The organism is Bradyrhizobium sp. USDA 4369 (assembly GCF_054056435.1).
Genome location: NZ_JBSRYH010000001.1, coordinates 416,642 through 436,828 on the forward strand (window position 1 = coordinate 416,642; position 20,187 = coordinate 436,828).

Below are 20,187 nucleotides of genomic sequence, written 5' to 3' on the forward strand. Positions count from 1 at the left end.
GACGACGGCAGTATCGTGCGACTCAGTAGCCCAGACCCTTCTTGCTGTCGTAGACCTTCTGCGGATCGTCAGCAGCGGTGTAGAGCTTCGACTCGGTCTGGATCCACTTCGGCGGCACGGTGCCCTTCTCCTTGAAGGCGACGATGGCGTCAAAAGCGGGGCCCGCCATGTTCGGCGTCAGCTCGACGGTGGCGTTGGCTTCGCCGGCTGAGATCGCCTTGAAGATATCCGGCACGGCATCGATCGAGACGGTCAGGATGTCCTTGCCGGGCTTGAGGCCGGCTTCCTTCATCGCCTGGATCGCACCGACCATCATGTCGTCATTATGGGCATAGACCGCGCAGATCGACTTGCCGCCGTTCTCGGCCTTGATGAAGCTTTCCATCACTTCCTTGCCCTTGGCACGGGTGAAGTCGCCGGTCTGGCTGCGCACAACCTTCAGATTGGCGTTCTTGGCAACGACGGCATCAAAACCCTTCTTGCGGTTGGTGGCGACGCTGGCGCCGACCGTGCCCTGCAGTTCGACCACGTTGCAGGCCTTGCCGCCGACCGTCTTGGCGAGCCACTCGCCAGCCACTTCGCCCTCATGCACGCTGTCAGAGGTGACGGCGGTCAGATAGAGGTCCTTGCCCGAGGGATCGATGTCGCGGTCGAGCAGCACGACCGGAATCTTGGCTTCCTTGGCTTCCTTCAGCACGGCATCCCAGCCCGAGGCCACGACCGGCGCGAGGAAGATCGCGTCGACGTTCTGGGCGATGAAGGAGCGGATCGCCTTGATCTGGTTCTCCTGCTTCTGCTGGGCGTCAGCGATCTTCAGGTTGATCTTGCGCTTGGCCGCCTCCGACTTCGAGACCGAGGTCTCCGCAGCGCGCCAGCCGGACTCGGATCCGATCTGCGAAAAGCCGACGGTCAATTCGGCGGCACTGGCGGAGCTGGCAAGCAACAAGGCGGCCGTCGCGGACGCCGCAAAGAGGGCTTTCAGGGTCATCAGGCGTTCTCCCACAATAATCGATTCTGGGTGCGCCGCCGCAGCACGCGGTGTCGACGCACCTTTTGAGCCGGCCGCAACAGCCGACGTGCTCGTTATTCCACGGAACATCAGGCCTGACTAGTCATATTATTTTACTGTAATACTTTTTGGCGGACGCTGAAAGAACGCGCAAACGCACAAGAAAAGCCCGCCAAGATATGGCAGGCCACTCTAGCAAAATCTGAAGTTGTAACCAGCCCCTCAGCGCAGGGCCGCCGCCGCGCGGGCACGCTGTTCGATCGCGGCCCAGGCGCCGGCCGTGATGTCGGCCGCAGGCGCAATCCAGGAGCCGCCGAGCGCGACGACTTTCTTGTGCGCCAGCCACTGCGCCGCATTGCCGGCATTGATGCCGCCGGTCGGGCAGAAGCGCACGGTCGGGAACGGCCCACCCAGTCCATCGAGCGCGGCGAGGCCGCCGGCCGGCACCGCGGGGAAGAACTTGACCAGCTCGTAGCCGCGCGTGACACAGGCGATGAGATCGGACGGGGTCTGGACGCCCGGCGCAAACGGCAGCTCGCCTTCATTCGCGGCGTCCAGCAGGTCGATCGACAGGCCCGGACTGATCGCAAAGGCGGCCCCGAGCCTGGCGGCACGCTCATAGTCCGCAGGCGTCAGCACCGTTCCGATGCCGACCACAGCGTCCGGCACCTCATCGATGATCACGCGCGCGGCATCGAGACCGGCCTGCGTCCGCAACGTGATCTCGATGACCCGCAGACCACCGGCAATGAGGGCACGTGCCAGCGGCACCGCCTGCGCCGCGTCCTCGATCGTGATCACCGGGATCACCGGCGCGAGCGCTAAGATGCCAGCGAGCTTCGCGCGCTTGTCCGGACTGCTCATCATGCCTCGCTCTGCGCCAGAATGTCCTTCGGCATCGCCGCGCGCGGGATCACCGCGCCCGGCGACATGATCACGGCACCGGCGAGCCGGTGGCCTGCGAGCGCAGCCTTGCGCGGCGGCACCCGATTGAGACGCGCGGCCAGATAGGCCGCATTGAAGGAATCGCCGGCCGCGGTCGTATCGACGGGCTGCATCACCTGCGGCGGCGTGATGTCGACCAGCACGCCATCGGCGTCGATCAGGCAGCCGCGCGCGCCGCGCTTGATGACGATCTCCCGGACCCCTGCGTCCTTGAAGCGGCGCAGACTGACCGACACGTCGGAATCGCCGAACAGCATCTGCTCGTCCTCCAGCGTCGGCAGCGCCAGATCGACCAGCGGCAGGATCGCCCGGAACGCGCGTTGCGCCGCCTCGCGGCTGGGCCAACCGCGGGGCCGGTAATTGCCGTCAAACGCGACACGCGCGCCGCGCTTGCGGGCCACCGTCAGGAGCTCGCGCAGCTTGGCCTTGCCGGTCTCGCTGTACAGCGACAGGCTGATACCGGAGAGATAGATCAGGTCGAAGCGCGACAGCCGGTCGAGCATCGCAGGATCAGCGCGGTCGAACAATTCGCGCGCCGGCGCCCGGTCGCGCCAATAGAGGAAGCTGCGCTCGCCCTTGGCGTCGCGCTCGATCATATAGAGGCCGGGCACGCGGCCATCGACCCGCAGCACCTCGGCGGTGTTGATACCCTCCGCCTGCCATGCCGCCAGCATCATCGCGCTCAACGGATCGTCACCGAGCGCGGTGACATAGGAGGTGGGCACGCCGAGCCGCGCCAGATAGAGCGCCGTGTTGAGCGTGTCGCCGCCGAAACCGCGCCGGAACAGACTTCCGTCCTCCTGCGCAAACTCCACCATGCACTCTCCGATGCAGGCGACTTTCATCGGCGTCGATCCATCCATCAAAACGTCAAATGAACCTTCATCGACCGGCTTCGATCGCTGGCGAGTTCGAAGGCAGCAATCGCCTCCTGGAACGGCAGCGTCGCGGAGATGAGCGGCTTCACATTCAGAAGCCCCTCGCCCATCAGCCGCAGCGCCAGCTCGAATTCGCGGTCGAAGCGGAAAGTGCCGCGCAATTGCAGCTCCTTCGTGACAAGCGTGTTAAGCGGCAGAGTCATTTCGCCACCGAGCCCGAGCTGCACGATGACGCCGCCGGGCCTCATGACGTCGAGCGCAGACCGCAGCGCGGCCTGGTTGCCGGACGCCTCGAACAACACGTCAAACTGGCCCTTGCCGGCCCGCCAGGGATCGAGCGCGGACGGCTCCGTCCCCACATTGAACGCGTGACTAGCACCGAGCCTGCCCGCAACCGCGAGTGGGGCATCGGCGACATCAGTAGTCACGATTTCGGCTGCTCCGCCGTACCGCGCAACCAGGATCGACAGCGCGCCGATCGGGCCGCAGCCCGTCACCAGCACACGCTTGCCGAGCAGCGAGCCGGCCTGATGCGCGGCATGAAGGCAGACCGACAGCGGCTCGGCCATCGCCGCCTCGCCGAGCGACAAGGACGGCGCGATCGGCACCGCCTGCGCGGCATCGACGGTGACATATTCGCGGAAGCCGCCCTGGACGTGGGGATCGCGCATCGCGCTGCCCATGAAGCGCATGTCCAGACATTGGTTGCGCAGCCCCTCGCGGCAATACGCACATTGTCCGCATGGCAGGCTCGGATTGACCGCAACGCGCGTGCCCTCCGACAGGCCCTGGACGCCGGCGCCGACCGCGGCCACGACGCCGGCGATCTCGTGTCCCAGCGCCATCGGCTGCTTGATGCGAACGGTGCCGAAGCCGCCATGATGGTAGTAATGCAGATCGGAGCCGCAGATGCCGCCGGCCTCGATCTTGACCCGGACCTCGCCGGCCCCCGGCGCCGGATCGGGAAAGCTATCGATGCGCAGATCCTTGGGCGCGTGAATGACGACCGCACGCATGGGGCCGGGTCTCCCTGTCTCGCCTTGTGCTCCGATCCTAGATCACGACTGGCTCACACCGGCAAGCGGTTGATGGCGGCAACTGCGGTCATCACGCCGCGGATCTCGGCCAGGCCCTTGAGCCGCCCGACCAGGGGATAGCCGGGATGCGTGCCGCGACCGATGTCATCGGCGAGCTCATGGCCATGATCCGGACGGAACGGGATGCGCCAATCCGGCTCGCCCTCAGCCTTGCGGCGGGCCTGCTCCTTGAGGAGCGTGGTGACGACGTTAACCATGTCGACATCGCCGCGCAGATGCTCCGCCTCCATGAACGAGCCGTCGAGCATCTTGGTGACGTTGCGCAGGTGCACGAAGCGGATGTGCGGGGCGAAACGCTCGGCCAATGCCGGGACGTTGTTGTGCCCGCCGGCGCCGAGCGCCCCGGTGCAGAAGGTGATGCCGCTGGCCTTGGACGGGACGGCATCGACGATGAACTGCAGATCCTCGGCCGACGACACCACCCGCGGCAGGCCGAACAGGTCGCGCGGCGGATCGTCCGGATGGACGCACAGGTTCACACCGCATTCCTCGGCCGTCGGCACCACCTCGCGCAGGAAACGCGCGTAATTGGCACGCAGCTCGGCATGGCCGATGCCGCGATAGGTCTCCAGCATGCGGCGCAGGCCCGGCACGTCGTAGCGGTCGTAGGCGCCGGGAAGTCCCGCCATGATGGTCGCGAGCAGCCGGTCCTTATCGGACTCGGACGCCTGCGCCACCCAGGCGCGGGCGCGGTCGAGCACATCGGAGGAAAACTCCGCCTCGGCCCCCGGACGCTGCAGGATGTAGCAATCGAAAGCAGCGAGACGGTCCTGGTCGAAGCGCAGGGCGGTGGCGCCGCCGGGAAGCCGGAACGCGAGCTCGGTGCGGGTCCAGTCGAGCACCGCCATGAAATTGTAGCAGACCGTGGTGATACCGCATGCCGCGAGGTTGCGCAACGACTGGCGATAATTCTCGAACAGGGTGGTGAGATCGCCCTCGCCCAGCTTGATCGCCTCCGACACCGGCAGGCTCTCGACCACGCTCCAGCGCAGCCGCAGCGATGAATCACCTTCGATCAGGCCGATGCGCTTGATGATCTCGTCGGTGCTCCACACCACGCCATAGGGAATGTGGTGCAGCGCCGTCACGATGCCGGTCGCGCCGGTCTGGCGGACCTGCGGCAAGGTGATGGGATCATCAGGTCCGAACCAGCGCCACGTCTGTTCCATGTCTCTTACCTCTCAAAACTGAGCCGGTGCGATCAGCGCCGCCGCCGGGCCCGTGTCCGTGGCTCGGCCTGCGCCATCTCCTCCTGACGGGCAAAGATGCCGTCGGCGCGGCGGAACACCTCGCGCAGATGCCGTCGCATCGCCGCGACCGCCTGCGCCTCGTTGCAGGCCGCGAGCCCGTCCAGGATTTCCTGATGCTGGGCGATCAGGAGCGGAATATGGCCGGCGTCCTCGATCAGGGTCAGATGGCGGACGCGGTCGAAATGGATCTTGGTCTGGCGGATCACCTGCCAGACATGCGGATGCCGGCTGGTGCGGGCGATGGTCTGGTGGAACGCCTCGTCATGGGCGTAGAATTCGCCCGGCGTCGCTGCGGCCTTCTGCTTCTCGATCAGCTCATTCAGCTCGCGCAACGAGGTCGCATCCATGTAGCGCACGGCCTCGGCGACCAGCGCGCATTCCAGATGCTCGCGGATGAACTGCGCCTCGCCAAAGGCCTCGCGCGAGACGGGGGCCACAACGCTGCCGCTCTGCGGATAGATGCGCACAAGGTCGACGTCGGCGAGCTTGATCAGCGCCTCGCGCACGGGGGTGCGGCTGACGCCGAGACGCTCGCACAAATCGAGCTCGGCCATCGGCGTGCCCGGCGGCAGCGCGCCGGAGACGATGTCCTCGAGCAGCCGCTCATAGACCTGGTCGGCGAGCCGCCGCCCGGCCTTGCCGTCCAGTCGCGTCAACGGTGTCAGATCGTCATCCATGGCGGCAGCCTATCCGATTCACAGGAAACCGATCGAGATCCATGGCAGGAACACGATCAGCAACAGCGCGACCAGGAGCGCGGCGAGGTGCGGCCAGACATGGCGAATGACCTCGTCCGGCGAGGCGCGGCCGATGGCGCAGGCGAGGTAGAAGCCGACACCGAATGGCGGCGTGAACAGGCCGAGCCCCATCGCGAACACCGCGATGATGGCGTAGTGCACCTCGTGCACGCCCATCATGCGCGCGATCGGAAACAACAGCGGCCCGAACAGCACCACCGCCGGCACGCCTTCGAGCACGCTGCCGAGCACCACGAAGGCGAGCGCCGAGATCAGCAGAAAACCCCAGCGGCCGCCGGGCACGGCGACCATCATGTCGACGAGTTGCTGCGAGAAGCCGGATTGCGTCAACGCCCAGGCCATGCCGGTGGCAGCGCCGACCACCAGCAGGATCGCGCCGGACAGCGAGGCGGTATCGACCAGGATCGGATAGACCCGCTTCCAGTCGAACTGGCGATAGAAGAAGATGCCGACCAGCACCGTGTAGATGACGCCGATGGCCGCGACCTCGGTCGCGGTGGCGACACCCTCGACCACCGCCGAGCGGATCACGATCGGCAGGCCGAGGCCGGGAATGGCGATCGCGAACAGCCGCAGCCGCGTCCTGGCGTCGAAGCGCTGGGCTCCGGTCATATCCTCCTTGCGGGTCTGCATGTAGACCACGACCGAGAGCGCGAGCAGGCCGACCACCGCCGGCAGCAGCCCGCCGGTGAACAGCGCGGCGATCGACACGCCGGTCACCGATCCCACCGTGATCAGCACGATCGAGGGTGGTATGGTTTCCGACATCACGGCCGAGGCCGACAGCAGCGAGACCAGATCGCCCTCGTTGCTGCCCCGCTGCTTCATCTCCGGGAACAGCGCTGGCGCCACCGCGGCCATGTCCGCGGCCTTGGCACCGGAGATGCCGGAGACCAGGTACATCGCGCCGAGCAGCACATATTGCAGGCCGCCGCGCAGATGACCGATCAGCGAGACCAGGAACAGGATCATCGCCCGCGCGAGCCCGGCGATCTCGATCAGCGCGCCGAGCAGCACGAACATCGGCACCGCCAGCAGCACCATGTGCGACATGCCCTCGCTGACGCGGCCGGGCACGATCGACACCGGCACCGTGGTGCTGAAATGCAGATAGGCGACAGTGGCGAGCAGGAACGTGAAGGCGATCGGCGTGCCGATGACCATGGCGCCGGCGACGAGCACGAAGAAGAAGATCACGAGATTGATGTTGCCGAGATCTTCCAGCACCGGCGCGGCCGCGGAGAGCGCACCTGCGCCGGCAAGCACCAGCGCCAGCGCGCCGATGATCTGCGTGAGGCTCGCCTGCTGGATCAGCCGGTCGACCGCGGTCAGCAGCATCAGGAGCACACCGACCAGCATCGCCGATTCGCGATAGCCTTCGCTGATCTCCAGCACCGGCATCTGGCTGATCATATGGCTTTCGAGGTGATGCCAGGACGGCATCACCAGAGCGACCAGCACGGCGCAGACCAGCATCAAGCCGAGCGCGTCGGTGCGCGCCCGCCATTCCGGCGCGAGATTGCGCACGAAAGCGGTGAGCCGCATGTGCTCGGAACGGCGCAACGCCACGACCGCGCCCAGCATCGCCAGCCACACGAACAGCACGGTGGCGAGTTCGTCCGACCAGATCAGCGGCGCGTTGAAGACGTAGCGTGCGGCCGTCGCCGCGCCGAGCAGGACCAGCTCGGCGACGACGAGCGCAGCCGCCAGCGCCTCGACCGTCCGGCCGAGCAAATGGTCGAACCGCGCGAACGCGCCATGCGACGGCACGGAGGTCGTCGCTGTGATGTCAACGGCCATTGTGTACTCCTGCAGGCAGCGTATCCGCGCGCTGTAACGGTCTCAGAGCTGGCCGACCGATTTCTCGAGCAGCCCCCAGGCCTCAGCACCGAACTTGGTCTTCCACTCGGTGTAGAAGCCAGCGGTGCGCAGCGCGTCCCGGAACGGTTTCGTATCGACCTTGTTGAACGTGATCCCGGCTGCCTGCATCTCGGCCTGCGCCTTCTCGTTGAAGCTCTGGATGTCCTGCCGCTCCTTGACGGCGGCGTCGGACAATGCAGCGGTGACGGCATCACGCACATCGGCCGGAAGACCATTCCAGCGCGTCGCATTGGCGAAGATGTGATGGCCGTCCCAGATGTGGCCGGACAGCGCGATGAACTTCTGCACCTCGTAGAGCTTGGCGCTCTGGATCAGCGCCAGCGGATTCTCCTGACCATCGACGATGCGGGTCTGCAAGGCCGCATAGAGCTCGCCGAAATTGATCGGCGTCGGCGCGGCGCCCAGCGTCTTGAACAAGGTGACCCACAGCGGATTGCCGGGCACGCGGATCTTGAAGCCTTTGAGATCATCAGGCGAGGTGATCGGCTTGGCGCCGGAGGTGATGTTGCGATAGCCGTTGTCGAGGCATTTCGGCAGCACGTGCAGACCGACCTTGGCAAACTCGCCACGCACATGGTTGCCGAGATCGCCATCCATCGCCGACCACACCTGGTCGTAGCTCTCGAACGCGAAGGCGACCGCATTGATGCCGCCGATCGGCACCACCGTCTGGTTCACGCCTGACGTCGACATGAAGTCGAGCGCCCCGCTGCGGACCTGCGAGAACATGTCGGGCTCGCTGCCGAGCTGACTGTTCGGATAGACCTGCAGATCGACCAGGCCGTTGGTCTGCTTCTTGATCAGCTCGGACGCCTCGATGATTCTGATGACGCCGGGATGGGTGGCGGGAAACGCCGTGCCGTAGCGCAGGCGATACTTGGCCGACTGCGCTTGCGCGGACCCGAGCGCCAGAACCGAGGCCCCTGCGAGCGCGGAGCCGACGAAGCGGCGACGGGACATGGATGTGACTGAAGACATTGGCAAACCTCCCCTGCCGGCCCGCTTGGGGGCCTTTTGTATGTCATTCCAATATTCTCAGCCTATAATGGATACCAAAATACGTTTCAATAGATAACTTGTATCCAAGTTTTAAGGTTGCTATACGACGCCCGCTCACGGTCGAGATGAGCCTCAGGGATGGAGGAACGTGTGAAGAGCCTGGTGGTGGAGCGGCCCGGCCGCCTGTCGATCGAAACCCGCGCCATCCCTGAACCTGCGAGCGGCGAGATCCGCATCAAGGTCGAACGCGCCGGCATCTGCGGATCAGACATCCACATCCTTCACGGCAGCAATCCGTTCGCGCGCTATCCACGCGTCATCGGCCATGAATTCTTCGGCCGCATCGACAAGCTGGGCGACGGCGTGCAGGCGCGGCTCGGGGCCCGCATCGTGGTCGATCCCGTGGTCGCCTGCGGTCATTGCTATCCCTGCTCGGTCGGCCGCCCCAATGTCTGCGCTGATCTTGCGGTGCTCGGCGTCCACCGCGACGGCGGCTTCTCTGAATATGCCTGCGTGCCGGCCGAGAACGCGCATCTGTTGCCTGACAGCGTCGGCGACGACAAGGCGCCGCTGGTCGAGCCGTTCTCGATCGCCGCCAACATCACCGACCACGCCCGCGTGTTCGCCGCCGATATTGCGCTGGTGTATGGCGCGGGACCGATCGGGCTGACCGTGATCCAGGTGCTCAAGCACGTCTATGGCGTGAAGGAGCTGATCGTCACCGATCGCATCGATGCACGGCTCGACGCCGCGCGGCACAATGGCGCCGACCGCGTCATCAACACCGCACAGGCCGCCCTGCCCGCGGCGCTGGTGGACGCCGGCGTGAAGCCGACCCTGATCATCGATGCCGCCTGCCATCCGTCCATTCTCGCTGAGGCCATCGAGATCGCCTCGCCCGCGGCGCGGATCGGCCTGCTCGGCTTCTCGGCCGAGCCGTCGACGATCGTGCAGCAGAAGGTTACCGCCAAGGAGCTCGCGATCCACGCGTCCCGGCTGAACAGCGGCAAGTTCGCCAAGGTGATCGACTGGTTCGCCAGCGGCACGTTGCAGCCGGAGCGGCTGATCACCCACCGCTTCGGGATCGATGACTACGCGACCGCTTTCGACACGTTCGAGCACAATCAGACCGAATGCTGCAAAGTGCAGCTGATCTTCTGAAGTCCCGACATGGACCGCCTCAGCCCCTCAACGCTCCACCGCCTGCCCGCCGGCATCCGCAAGCCGGACTACGATCGCGCGGCGGTCGCGACCGGCATCATCCATCTCGGCCTCGGCGCGTTCCATCGCGGCCATCAGGCCGTCTACACCGACGCCCTGCTCAAGGACGATCCGCGCTGGGGCATCCTCGGCGTCTCCCTGCGCTCGCCGGATACGCGCGACGCGCTGCAGCCGCAGGCCGGCCTCTACAGCGTGACGGCGAGCGACGGCGGCGGACAGCAGCGGCGCGTCGTCGGCACGCTCACCGGACTTGCCGTGGCGCCGGAGGATCCGGCCGGCCTACTCGCACGCCTCGCAGATCCCGTCGTGCGCATCGTCTCCACCACCGTGACCGAGAAGGGCTACAGCCACGATCCCGCGACCGGCGCGCTGCGCGCTGATGATCCCGACATCCGTCACGACATTCTCAATCTCACGCATCCCCGCAGCACGCTCGGATTCATCGTCGGCGGCCTGCGGCTGCGGCGGCAACAGGGTCTGCCGCCCTATGCCGTGCTGGCCTGCGATAACCTGCCGGCCAACGGTCACACACTGCGCGGCCTCGCCATCGCCTTCGCCGAGCTGGTCGATCGCGATCTCGCCCGCTGGATCGCGGACGAGGTCCACTTTCCCTCGACCATGGTCGACCGCATCGTGCCCGCCACCACCGATGCCGACCGCGAGGAGGTCCGCGCCGCGCTGGGCCTCGACGATGCATGGCCTGTCGTCACCGAGCCGTTCAGCCAGTGGGTGATCGAGGACGATTTCGGCGGCGACCGTCCGGCCTGGGACGCGAGTGGCGCGCAATTCGTGCGCGACGTGGCGCCGTTCGAGCTGATGAAGCTGCGGCTGCTCAACGGCGCGCATTCGACCATCGCCTATCTCGGCTATCTCATGGGCTGCCAGACCGTGGCCGCGGCGATGGCCGAGCCTGAGCTCGCCGGGCTGGTCGAGGACATGATGCGCGAGGAGGTCACGCCGACTTTGCCCGCGCTCGGCGGCTTCGACGTCACAGCCTATCGCGCCGCGCTGCTGCAGCGGTTCCGCAATCCCGCGCTCAAGCATCTGACAGCGCAGATCGCGATGGACGGCTCGCAGAAGCTGCCGCAGCGCCTGCTCGGCACCATCAGCGACCGCCTCGGCCGCGGCCTGCCGATCACCCGCCTCGCGCTCGCCGTGGCCGGATGGATGCGCTATGTCAGCGGCACCGACGAACAAGGCCAGCCGATCGCGCTGTGTGACCCGCTGGCGATAAAGCTGCGGGCGCTGGCCGATGAAGCCGGACCGGTCGCGAACCGGCTCGCGCCGGCGTTGTTATCGGTCACGTCGGTGTTCGGCAATGAGTTACCGAACGATCCTCGTTTCGCGCGTACGGTTCAGGCAGCGCTCGATCGCCTCTTCCTGAATGGAACCCGTGCGACGGTCGCGCAGATCCTGCAAAACGCAGGCTGACGTCACGCCGGCTTTGACGGGACGAACGCGCGACCTCCGTCGCGAACTACACGTTCGGCAGCAGCTTGCCCGGATTCATCAGCCCATGCGGATCGAGCACGCGCTTGAGCCCTCGCATCAGCTCCAATTCCAGCGGCGGCTTGCACAGCGGCATCTCGGCGGTGCGGAGTTGGCCGATGCCATGCTCGGCGCTGATAGAGCCGCGGCGGCGGGTGATCTCGTCGTGGACGATGCGGGTGATGCGCGGGCCGTGGCCGTAGAACTCGTCCTCCGTCATGGCGAGCGGGCGCATCAGATTGTAGTGCAGGTTGCCGTCGCCGAGATGGCCGAACACCATGGGGCGGATGCTGGGCAGCGCGGCGTCGACAGACGCATCCATCACCTTGACGAAATCGGCGACCTCGGCGACCGGCACGGCGATGTCGTGTTTGAGCGCCTTACCCTCGCGCACCAGCGCGTCCGACACGCTTTCGCGCACGCGCCAGAACGCCTTAGCCTGCGTGCCGTCCTGCGCCACGACGGCGTCGGAGGCCAGCCCCTCCGCCATCGCGTCGGCCAGCGTGGCCTCCAGCCGCGCCGTCAACGCGGCCTCGTCGCCGATATCGCTGAGCTCGATCAGCACCGCTGCAGCAGGCAGCGCTGCGAACGGCAGCCGCGCATCAGGTATCTGGCGGAAGATCATGTCGAGGGTGGCAGCCGTCAGAAATTCGAACGCCGTGAGGCGGTCGCCACAATGGCTGCGGGACAGCCGCAGCAGCTTGAGCGCGGCCGCCGCATCGGCCACTGCGACAAACGCGGTGGCGCGCGCGGTCGGCTGCGCAAACAGCTTGAGCACGGCGCCCGTGATGATGCCCAGCGTCCCTTCCGAGCCGATAAAGAGATCGCGCAACGCGTAGCCGGTGTTGTCCTTGCGCAGGGCCCGCAGGCCGTCCCAGATCCGCCCGTCCGGCAGCACCACTTCGAGGCCGAGCGTCAGTTCGCGCATCACGCCATAGCGCAGCACGGCGACCCCGCCGGCATTCGCCGCGAGATTACCGCCGACGGTGCAGCTGCCCTCGGAGCCGAGGCTGAGCGGAAACAGCAGGCCGACATCCCGCGCGGCGTCCTGGACCTTGGCCAGCACCGCGCCGGCATCGACGACGACGGTCTGACCGATCGGATCGATCTTGCGAATCCGGTTCAGCCGCGACAGCGACAGCACGATCGCCCGGCCGCTCGCATCCGGCGTCGCGCCGCCGGACAGGCTGGTGTGACCGCCTTGCGGCACCACGGCGACACGGGCCGCCGCGCAGGCGGCCATCACGGCCGAGACCTCCTCGGTCGATCCCGGCCGCACCACCGCCAACGCCGCCCCATGATACTTGCCGAGCCAATCGCGCAGATAAGGCGCCTGATGCTCGGCTGCGACGAGAACATGCGCGGCGCCGACGGCGTCCTGCAGCCTGGAAATCAGCTCCGTCATGGTCAGCGCTTCAGCCTTTCGAGCGGGTGGGATGGCGACGGCCGTAAACTAACAGCTCCACCGATCGCGGCCCCAATACCAAGTTGTCCGCCGTCCATAATCGATTGTTATGGGGTACGCTCAGGCCAGCGTCGGGGCGATATGCGGAACCGCATCGACCAGCTCGCGCGTGTAGTCAGTCTGCGGATTGGCGAACAAAGCCCGGCTTTCGCCCTGCTCGACGATGACGCCGGTGCGCAGCACGATGGTGCGATCGCACATCATGCGCACGACGTTAAGATCGTGGCTGACAAACAGGAAGGCGAGATTGTCCTCGCGCCGGAGTTTGTTGAGGAGCTGCAGCACCACCGCCTGGACAGAGACGTCGAGCGCCGCGGTCGGCTCGTCCAGCACCAGCAGCCGCGGCTTGCAGGCGATGGCGCGGGCAATGCCGACGCGCGCCTTCTGGCCGCCTGACAGCTGATGTGGAAAGCGCGACAGCAGCTCGCGCGGGAGCCCAACGCGGTCGGCGCATTCCTCGACGCGCTGGCGCAGCTTGTCGCCGCTGCGCATATTCATCAGCCGCAGCAGCGGATGCGCAATGCAGTCGAACGCCGTGTAGCGCGGATTGAGGCTGTCGTTCGGATCCTGGAAGACGATCTGGATGTCCCTGCGCAGCTCGGAACGGTGGAAGTCGCGCGCAGGGATCTGGCCGATCGACTGGCCGTCGAACAGGATCTCGCCGGCGCTGGCGTCGATCAGGCGGCAGATCATGCGCGACGTCGTGCTCTTGCCGGAGCCGCTCTCGCCGACCAGCCCGACGCTCTCGCCGCCGCGCATCGTCATCGAGAAATCAGCAACGCCGACCGTGCCGTCGTCGAAACGCTTGCTGACGGCTTTGACATCGAGCAGCAGAGGCGTGCCGTGCGGCGGCGGCGGCAGCTCCGTCACCGCGACCAGCGGAATCCTCTCACCATCAGGAACCAGATCCTCGATGCGCGAGGTCGCCGTCGGCGATGCCGCGACCAGGCGCCTGGTGTAGGGATGCTGCGGGCGATGGAACAGCGTCAGCGGCGCGGCCTCCTCGACCAGCCGGCCCTGCTCCATCACCACGACGCGCGCGCAGTAGCGCGCGGCCAGCCCGAGATCATGCGTGATCAGGATCGTCGCCATGCCGCGGTCGGCGGCGATCCGGGCGAGCAGGTCCATCACCACCTTCTGCGTGGTGACGTCGAGGCCGGTGGTCGGCTCGTCGGCGATGAGCAGCGATGGATTGCAGGAGATCGCGACCGCGATCATCACCCGCTGGCACATGCCGCCCGACAGCTCGTGCGGATAGGCGCTCATGCGCCGCTCGGGATCGCGGATCTGCACGGCCTTGAGCAGGCTCAGCGCCTCGGCCTGCGCCTCCTGCCGTGACAGCCGCCGATGGGCGAGGATCGCGTCCGCAATCTGCTGGCCGATGGTGCGGATCGGATTGAGCGCCGCGCGCGGATTCTGGAAGATCATCGACATCGCCGCCCCATGCAGGCTGCGCAGATCGGCGCCGCCGGCGCGGGTGATGTCCTGGCCCTTGAAGCGGATCAGGCCGTCGGTGATGCGGCCGGCGTTGTCGAGCAGATGGGTGATGGCAAAGCCGGTGACCGATTTGCCCGAGCCGCTCTCGCCGACCAGCCCGAGCATCTCGCCGGGCTGCAGCGACAGCGACACGCCGCGCACGGCCTCGACGAGACCGCGGCGGGTCGAGAAGGTCACGTTGAGGTTCTCGACTTCGAGCAGCGGCGCGGTGCGTTCCGGGGCGGTCACGTTCTCATCCTCGGATCAAGGATGTCGCGCAAGCCGTCGCCGAGCAGGTTGAAGCACAGCACTGCGCTCATCAGCGCCAGGCCTGGAAACGCCACCAGCCACCAGCGCCCAGTCGAGATGAAGCGGGCGCCCTCGGCGACCATGATGCCCCATTCCGGCGTCGGCGGCTTGACGCCGAGGCCGATGAAGGAGAGGCCCGCGGCGTTGAGGATCGCCCAGCCGAGATTGAGCGACATCTGCACCGCCATCGCTGGAAGCACGTTCGGCAGCAGAAAGCGCAACACCACCGCCACGTGGCTTTCGCCGCAGGCGCGGGCGGCCTCGACCCAGCCGAGATTGCGGCGGATGTTCACCTCGGCGCGGGCGAAGCGGATGTAGAACGGCAAGTTGATGATCGCGGTCGCGATCACAATGTTCTCGACCCGGTTGCCGAGCGCGGCGACCATCGCCATCGCCAGCACGAACAGCGGGAACGCCATCAGCACGTCGACGAAGCGGCCGACCGCCCTGTCGAGCCGGCCGCCGGCATAACCGCAGAGCGCGCCGACGACCGAGCCGAGCGCAAAGGACACGGCGACCGCGGTCACCGCGATGGTGAGATCGAGCCGGCTAGCGACGATCAGGCGGCTGAGCACGTCGCGGCCGAGCTGGTCGGTGCCGAACCAATGCGTCGCGCTCGGCGGCTGCAGCGCCGCCGAGACTTCGGATGCGATCGGATCATAAGGTGCCAGCCATGGCGCAAAGATCGCGAGCAGCGCCAGCAGCAGCGCGCCGGCGGCCGCGATCGCGGTGACCGGATTGCCGCGCAGCACGAAGGCGGTGTGGCGCAAGGTGGATGGGGTCTCGATGGTGCTCATGCCACCGTCGCCCGGGGGTCGGCGATGCCGTAGAGCACATCGACCAGGAGATTGACGATCACGAAGATCGTCGCCATCAGCAGCACGAAGCCTTGAACCGGCGCATAGTCCGAAACCAGCAGCGCATCGAGCGCGTAGGAGGCGACGCCGGGCCAGGAGAACACCTTCTCCACCAGCACGTTTGCCCCCAGCATGGTCGAGAACACGATGCCCGCGATGGTGATGACGGGAAGGATCGCGTTCCGCAGCGCATAGGTCACGACGATGCGCCACCAGGACAGCCCGACCGAGCGCGCGGTGCGGACGAAATCGCTGCCGAGCGACACCAGCATCGAGGCGCGGGTGATGCGCGCCAGCGGCGCGATCACGAACAGCGCCATGGTCAGCGCCGGCAGCATCAGCTGCCGCGCCGCCGCCCACCAGCCGTCGAGATCACCGGCGAGCAGGCAGTCGATGATCAGGAAGCCAGTGCGCGAGGGCGGCAGCGTGGCGAAGATGTCGATACGCCCGGTCGGATCCGGCGCGAAGCCGAGCAGATAATAGAACACGTAGATCAGCAGCAGGCCGGAGACGAAGGTCGGCACGCAGACACCGAGCGAGCAGAACAGGCGCACGGCGTGGTCGACCAGCGAGCCCGGCCGGAGCGCAGCGAGCACGCCGAGCGGCACCGCCGAGACCAGCGCAATCAGCAACGCCGTCAAGGTCAGCTCGAGCGAGGCCGGCAGCCGCTCCTCGAGGTCCTTGGCGACCGCCTGCCCGGTCATCATCGAGCGGCCGAGATTGCCGCGGCCGACGTCATAGAGATAGATCGCGAGCTGGTTCGGCAGCGGCTTGTCGAGCCCGAGCTGCCGGCGGATCACCTCGATCTCCTCCTTGCCGGCATTGGGGCCGGAGGCGAAGAACACGGCCGGATCGCCCGGCAGCACGCGCATCAAGAGGAAGGTGAAGACCAGGACACCGAACAGCGCCGGCAGCGACGAGACGAAGCGTCGTCCTGCCCGCAGCAAAGTTGCGCCGATCGTGCCCATGGATCTACCTTCTGTCCCAAGCCATCGCCATCGAATCCCGCCGCCCGCCACGATCTCCCCACCTCTCCCCGGCGGGGAGAGGTCGCGCCGCAGGCGCGGGTGAGGGGCGCCACGGCCGAAACTATCAACCGGCTCCCCTCACCCGGATCGCATCTGGCGATGCGATCCGACCTCTCCCTATGGGAGAGGTGAACCGAGTTGGCCTCACGAGATCGGCCCAAACTGCGTTGGTCGTCCTACTTGCGGCTCAGGTTACGATAATCGACCTGCCGCGTGAACTGGTAGACATAGCCGTCCACCGTCGGCTGCATCACCGCGTCCTGCGCCGCCTGCCAGATCGGGATCTGGAACATCTGGTCGAAATGGATGGCGTTGAGCGCCTTGCCCTGCTCCTCATATGTCGCCTTGTCGGCCTCGAAGCGCGCCTCCTGTGCGATCTTCTCCAGCTCCGCATTGTCGGTCGAGGAGTAGTTCCAGCGCTGCTTGCCGGTGTAGAAGTTGCGGTAGAAATAGTCGGTCGAGGGCAGCCAGGCGACGATGCCTTCGATGAAGAACGGCAGCTTCTTCTCGTTGATCGCCGTCGACATCTGCGCATCGGGCAGCTTCTGGATGTCGACCTTGATGCCGATCTTGCCGAGCTGCTCCTTCACCAGCGCCGCCATCGGCTCGGCGGTCGCCGCTTGGCCGACATTGAAGCTGAAGGTGGTCGAGAAGCCATCGGGCATGCCGGCCTCCTTCAGATAGGCCTTGGCCTTCTCCAGATCGAGCTTGATCGGCTGCGGAATCGGATAGCCGCCGCTCGGCGGCTTGCCATCGGCCCAGGTCGCGCCGTAGAGCGGCGCGCCGCGGCCGAACAGCGCCGCCTTGAACATGTCGTCATAGGGCAGCGCATAGGCGATGGCACGGCGCACATTCACGTTGTCGAACGGCGGGATGGTGTTGTTCATCGAGATGAACGTCACCGCATTGTATTGCGGCGTCGAGATCACCTTCAGCTTGCCCTTGCCTTCCAGCGACTGCACGTCGCTCGCCTGCAGGTCGATGACGAGATCGGCGTCGCCGCGCTCGACGAGATTGGCGCGCGTCGCCGGCTCCGGCACCGACTGGATGATCAGGCGCTTGAACGCCGCCGGCTTGTCCGGCGTGCCGCGGTTCCAGGCCTCGTTGCGCTTGGCGATCACCTGCTCGCCCGGCTTGAAGGTCTCGACAATATAGGCGCCGCTGCCGGCCGCGTTCTCCTTGGTCCAGTTCAGCGCCCAGGGATCCTCGGCAGTCGCGTGCGCCTTGGCGAGCTTGGAGTTGATGATGATCGGATAGACGGTCGCCAGATTCGGCAGCGCCAGCTTGTCCGGCTTGGGCAGCGTCACCTCGATCGTCAGCGGGTCGATCACCTTGAACTGATCGGCCGATGTCAGCGAGCCCGTCAGCAATTGGGCCTTGCCAAGGATTGGCGCGGTGACGCAGCGGTCGAGCGACCATTTGACGTCCTCGGCCGTGACCGGCGAGCCGTCCTGGAACTTCGCATCGGCGCGCAGCTTGAAGGTGATCTTCAGACCGTCGGCGCTGACCGAATAGGATTCGGCGAGCTCGCCGGTGATCGTGTCGAGATCGAACACCCACTTACCATTGAGCTGCTTGCGACCGAACGACACCAGCCGGTCATAGCTCGACATCGACAGCGCAAAGGCTTCGCGCGTCGACCCCGGGATATTCGGATCGAGCGTGTTCACGGTGGCGCCGGTGACGTAGCGCAGGGTCTCCGCGCGGCTCTGCGCATCGGCTGACGGCGCTGCGAGCGTCACCGCGAGCAACGCGGCCGCCGCGAATAACGAGCGTTTGGACATTTCGAAACTCATCGCCCCTGTTCCTTCATCAGTCTCAAAATCCGGCACTCAAAACAGCCTGCCAGCGGTCATCGCGACGCCTGCGCAGCAGCAAATCACGTGCCACCGGAGATGACGAGCGAATCCTGATGGCGCAGTGCCGCATGGCGCCGCGCGAACTCTCATGCGCGCTCGCCGGCACGGTCGCGGCGCACTTCGGCCTGCCTCACGTCGTAGGCCTGAAAGCTCGCCCAATGCTTGTCGATATCGGCCTTGAACAGGCCGCGGGTGATCCCATGCACCAGCTTCGGCACCGCCGTCGTCATCGCGTTGATCGACGATCCCGAGGCGCCGAAGCTCATCGTCGAGGCAATGGCGAAGACATGAATATTGCTGATCCACGGCGTCTCGCCCGCGTTGCGCTCGCACAGTGCATAGTCGTCGGCGAGATAAGGAAAGGCGCCAAGCCGATCATTGCGCTCGCTCGCATCGGGCGTGTAGCGGTCCGACCAGCGCGCGATGTTGGCGGCGAAGCGCTTCAATTCAGGCCGCTGAGCGAAATCCATCGTGATGCCGGTGGCGCTGATCACGAAGTCGACGGTGACCTCGCCTTTCGCCGTCTGCAGCACGACGCCGTCGGGCGTCTCGCGCGCAGCCAGCACGGGCGCGCCTTCGTGCAGGTGGAACGCGGCATGGCGGGCGCAGCGATCATAAGTGTGCTGCGGAAAGCCTTCGCGCAGCTCCAGCACCGCGCGCATGAAGCGCCAGCGCCAGGCATCATCGAGCTCGGAGAAATGCCTGAGGAAGCCGCGGAAGGTCAGCCAGCGATAGGGCTGGATCAGCTGGATGTCCGCACGGCGGCACATGAGATCCACGCGCGCCGCCCCGGTCTCGAGCGCTACTGCCGCATTGTCGAAGGCCGACGCGCCGGCGCCGATCACGGCGACGCGGCGGCCGCGCAGGCTCGCGAAATCGATCTCCGCGCCGGAATGGGCGCAACGCGTCGACGGAAGCTGCCGCAGCGGCTCCGGAATGCTCCAGTCGCCCATGCCTTCTTGTCCAGTCGCGAGCACGATCTTGCGCGCATGGATCGTCGTCTCACCGTCCTTGCCGCGCACGGTCGCCTGCAGCAAGCCGTCAGCAGCGGCGGCGATGTCGACGACCTCGCAGCCATTGCGCACGGGAAGATCGAGCACCTCGCGATACCAGGCGAGATAGTCTGCCCAATATTCGCGCGGGATCAGGTCAAGTTCGCGCCAGCTGTCAACACCGAATGTCGCCTCGTGCCAGGATTGATAGGTCAGGCTGGGAATGTCGAGATCGGGCCCGGTAAAGTCCTTCGGGCTGCGCAGGGTCGGCATGCGCGCATAAGTGCGCCACGGCCCTTCACGGCCGGCTTCGGCCTTGTCGAGCACGAGAATGTTGCTGACTCGCGAGCGCAGCAGCGCAAACGCCGTCGCGAGCCCGGACTGGCCGCCGCCGACGATCAGGACGTCGAGCGCAGGGCGGCCATCGGGAGCGGTCACGGGCGTCAGCCATGGCATGCTGGGATGGGCGATCCTGGCGAGGTCGCTACGAACCTGGGCCGTCAGCGCGGCGAGACCGTCGCTCATGCCGCCCACCGGATGAAACACGCGCAATCGCGATCGACACGCCCGCTGTCGCTCACGCTCTCTCCATCAGTCATGTCACTCGGCGCGCGAAGCTTAGCAAAGCACGCCTGCAGCCGACCATACCGATTTGTCCGCCGCCCATAACAGCTT

The 20,187-nt window shown here is 66.4% G+C and carries 16 protein-coding genes; 2 read left to right on the top strand and 14 right to left on the bottom strand.

The window, feature by feature from the left end:
• Nucleotides 1-22 precede the first annotated feature (22 nt).
• The 8 genes from ytfQ to ACVIJ6_RS01990 all read right to left on the bottom strand — a co-directional run bounded on the left by ytfQ (nucleotide 23) and on the right by ACVIJ6_RS01990 (nucleotide 8,796).
• Nucleotides 23-988 carry a galactofuranose ABC transporter, galactofuranose-binding protein YtfQ gene (ytfQ, locus tag ACVIJ6_RS01955; protein WP_456771241.1) on the bottom strand — a complete coding sequence of 322 codons (966 nt, stop codon included), beginning with the start codon at nucleotides 986-988 and terminating at the stop codon, nucleotides 23-25.
• 243 nt (nucleotides 989-1,231) lie between these two features.
• Nucleotides 1,232-1,876, bottom strand: coding sequence for a bifunctional 4-hydroxy-2-oxoglutarate aldolase/2-dehydro-3-deoxy-phosphogluconate aldolase (gene eda / locus ACVIJ6_RS01960; protein ID WP_456771242.1), 645 nt, complete (start codon nucleotides 1,874-1,876; stop codon nucleotides 1,232-1,234).
• Nucleotides 1,873-2,799, bottom strand: coding sequence for a sugar kinase (locus ACVIJ6_RS01965; RefSeq protein ID WP_456771243.1), 927 nt, complete (start codon nucleotides 2,797-2,799; stop codon nucleotides 1,873-1,875). Before ACVIJ6_RS01965 ends, eda begins: the two co-directional genes overlap by 4 nt.
• A gap of 17 nt (nucleotides 2,800-2,816) precedes the next feature.
• Nucleotides 2,817-3,848, bottom strand: a complete 1,032-nt coding sequence (locus tag ACVIJ6_RS01970; protein ID WP_456771244.1) for an L-idonate 5-dehydrogenase — start codon at nucleotides 3,846-3,848, stop codon at nucleotides 2,817-2,819.
• Between the two features lie 53 nt (nucleotides 3,849-3,901).
• Nucleotides 3,902-5,098, bottom strand: a complete 1,197-nt coding sequence (gene uxuA, locus ACVIJ6_RS01975; RefSeq protein ID WP_456771245.1) for a mannonate dehydratase — start codon at nucleotides 5,096-5,098, stop codon at nucleotides 3,902-3,904.
• Nucleotides 5,099-5,130: 32 nt separating this feature from the next.
• A complete protein-coding gene (locus ACVIJ6_RS01980; protein WP_456771246.1) occupies nucleotides 5,131-5,856 on the bottom strand; it encodes a GntR family transcriptional regulator in 726 nt (241 codons plus the stop codon).
• Nucleotides 5,857-5,874: 18 nt separating this feature from the next.
• The gene (locus ACVIJ6_RS01985) at nucleotides 5,875-7,737 is read right to left on the bottom strand and encodes a TRAP transporter large permease (protein ID WP_456771247.1); all 1,863 of its coding nucleotides are present in this window, start codon (nucleotides 7,735-7,737) and stop codon (nucleotides 5,875-5,877) included.
• A 42-nt stretch (nucleotides 7,738-7,779) separates the two neighbouring features.
• The gene (locus ACVIJ6_RS01990; RefSeq protein WP_456771248.1) at nucleotides 7,780-8,796 is read right to left on the bottom strand and encodes a TRAP transporter substrate-binding protein; all 1,017 of its coding nucleotides are present in this window, start codon (nucleotides 8,794-8,796) and stop codon (nucleotides 7,780-7,782) included.
• Nucleotides 8,797-8,955: 159 nt separating this feature from the next.
• On the opposite strand from ACVIJ6_RS01990, the gene ACVIJ6_RS01995 reads away from it, so the two are divergent.
• Both ACVIJ6_RS01995 and ACVIJ6_RS02000 read left to right on the top strand, forming a co-directional pair.
• The gene (locus ACVIJ6_RS01995) at nucleotides 8,956-9,978 is read left to right on the top strand and encodes a Zn-dependent oxidoreductase (protein WP_456771249.1); all 1,023 of its coding nucleotides are present in this window, start codon (nucleotides 8,956-8,958) and stop codon (nucleotides 9,976-9,978) included.
• A 9-nt stretch (nucleotides 9,979-9,987) separates the two neighbouring features.
• Nucleotides 9,988-11,469 carry a mannitol dehydrogenase family protein gene (locus tag ACVIJ6_RS02000; RefSeq protein WP_456771250.1) on the top strand — a complete coding sequence of 494 codons (1,482 nt, stop codon included), beginning with the start codon at nucleotides 9,988-9,990 and terminating at the stop codon, nucleotides 11,467-11,469.
• 46 nt (nucleotides 11,470-11,515) lie between these two features.
• Here the strand turns inward: ACVIJ6_RS02000 and ACVIJ6_RS02005 are convergent, their stop codons facing one another.
• The 6 genes from ACVIJ6_RS02005 to ACVIJ6_RS02030 form a co-directional block, all read right to left on the bottom strand.
• Nucleotides 11,516-12,931, bottom strand: coding sequence for an FAD-binding oxidoreductase (locus ACVIJ6_RS02005; protein WP_456771251.1), 1,416 nt, complete (start codon nucleotides 12,929-12,931; stop codon nucleotides 11,516-11,518).
• Nucleotides 12,932-13,051: 120 nt separating this feature from the next.
• Nucleotides 13,052-14,689, bottom strand: coding sequence for a nickel ABC transporter ATP-binding protein NikE (gene nikE / locus ACVIJ6_RS02010; protein WP_456776877.1), 1,638 nt, complete (start codon nucleotides 14,687-14,689; stop codon nucleotides 13,052-13,054).
• A gap of 23 nt (nucleotides 14,690-14,712) precedes the next feature.
• Nucleotides 14,713-15,573 carry an ABC transporter permease gene (locus tag ACVIJ6_RS02015; protein WP_456771252.1) on the bottom strand — a complete coding sequence of 287 codons (861 nt, stop codon included), beginning with the start codon at nucleotides 15,571-15,573 and terminating at the stop codon, nucleotides 14,713-14,715.
• On the bottom strand, nucleotides 15,570-16,601 hold the full coding sequence (locus ACVIJ6_RS02020; protein ID WP_456771253.1) for an ABC transporter permease: 1,032 nt from the start codon (nucleotides 16,599-16,601) through the stop codon (nucleotides 15,570-15,572). The genes ACVIJ6_RS02015 and ACVIJ6_RS02020 overlap by 4 nt, the downstream gene beginning before the upstream one ends.
• A 236-nt stretch (nucleotides 16,602-16,837) precedes the next feature.
• On the bottom strand, nucleotides 16,838-18,457 hold the full coding sequence (locus tag ACVIJ6_RS02025; RefSeq protein WP_456771254.1) for an ABC transporter substrate-binding protein: 1,620 nt from the start codon (nucleotides 18,455-18,457) through the stop codon (nucleotides 16,838-16,840).
• 149 nt (nucleotides 18,458-18,606) lie between these two features.
• Nucleotides 18,607-20,037 (bottom strand): NAD(P)-binding domain-containing protein, encoded by a 1,431-nt coding sequence (locus tag ACVIJ6_RS02030; RefSeq protein ID WP_456771255.1) that lies wholly within the window; start codon nucleotides 20,035-20,037, stop codon nucleotides 18,607-18,609.
• Nucleotides 20,038-20,187: the final 150 nt, after the last annotated feature.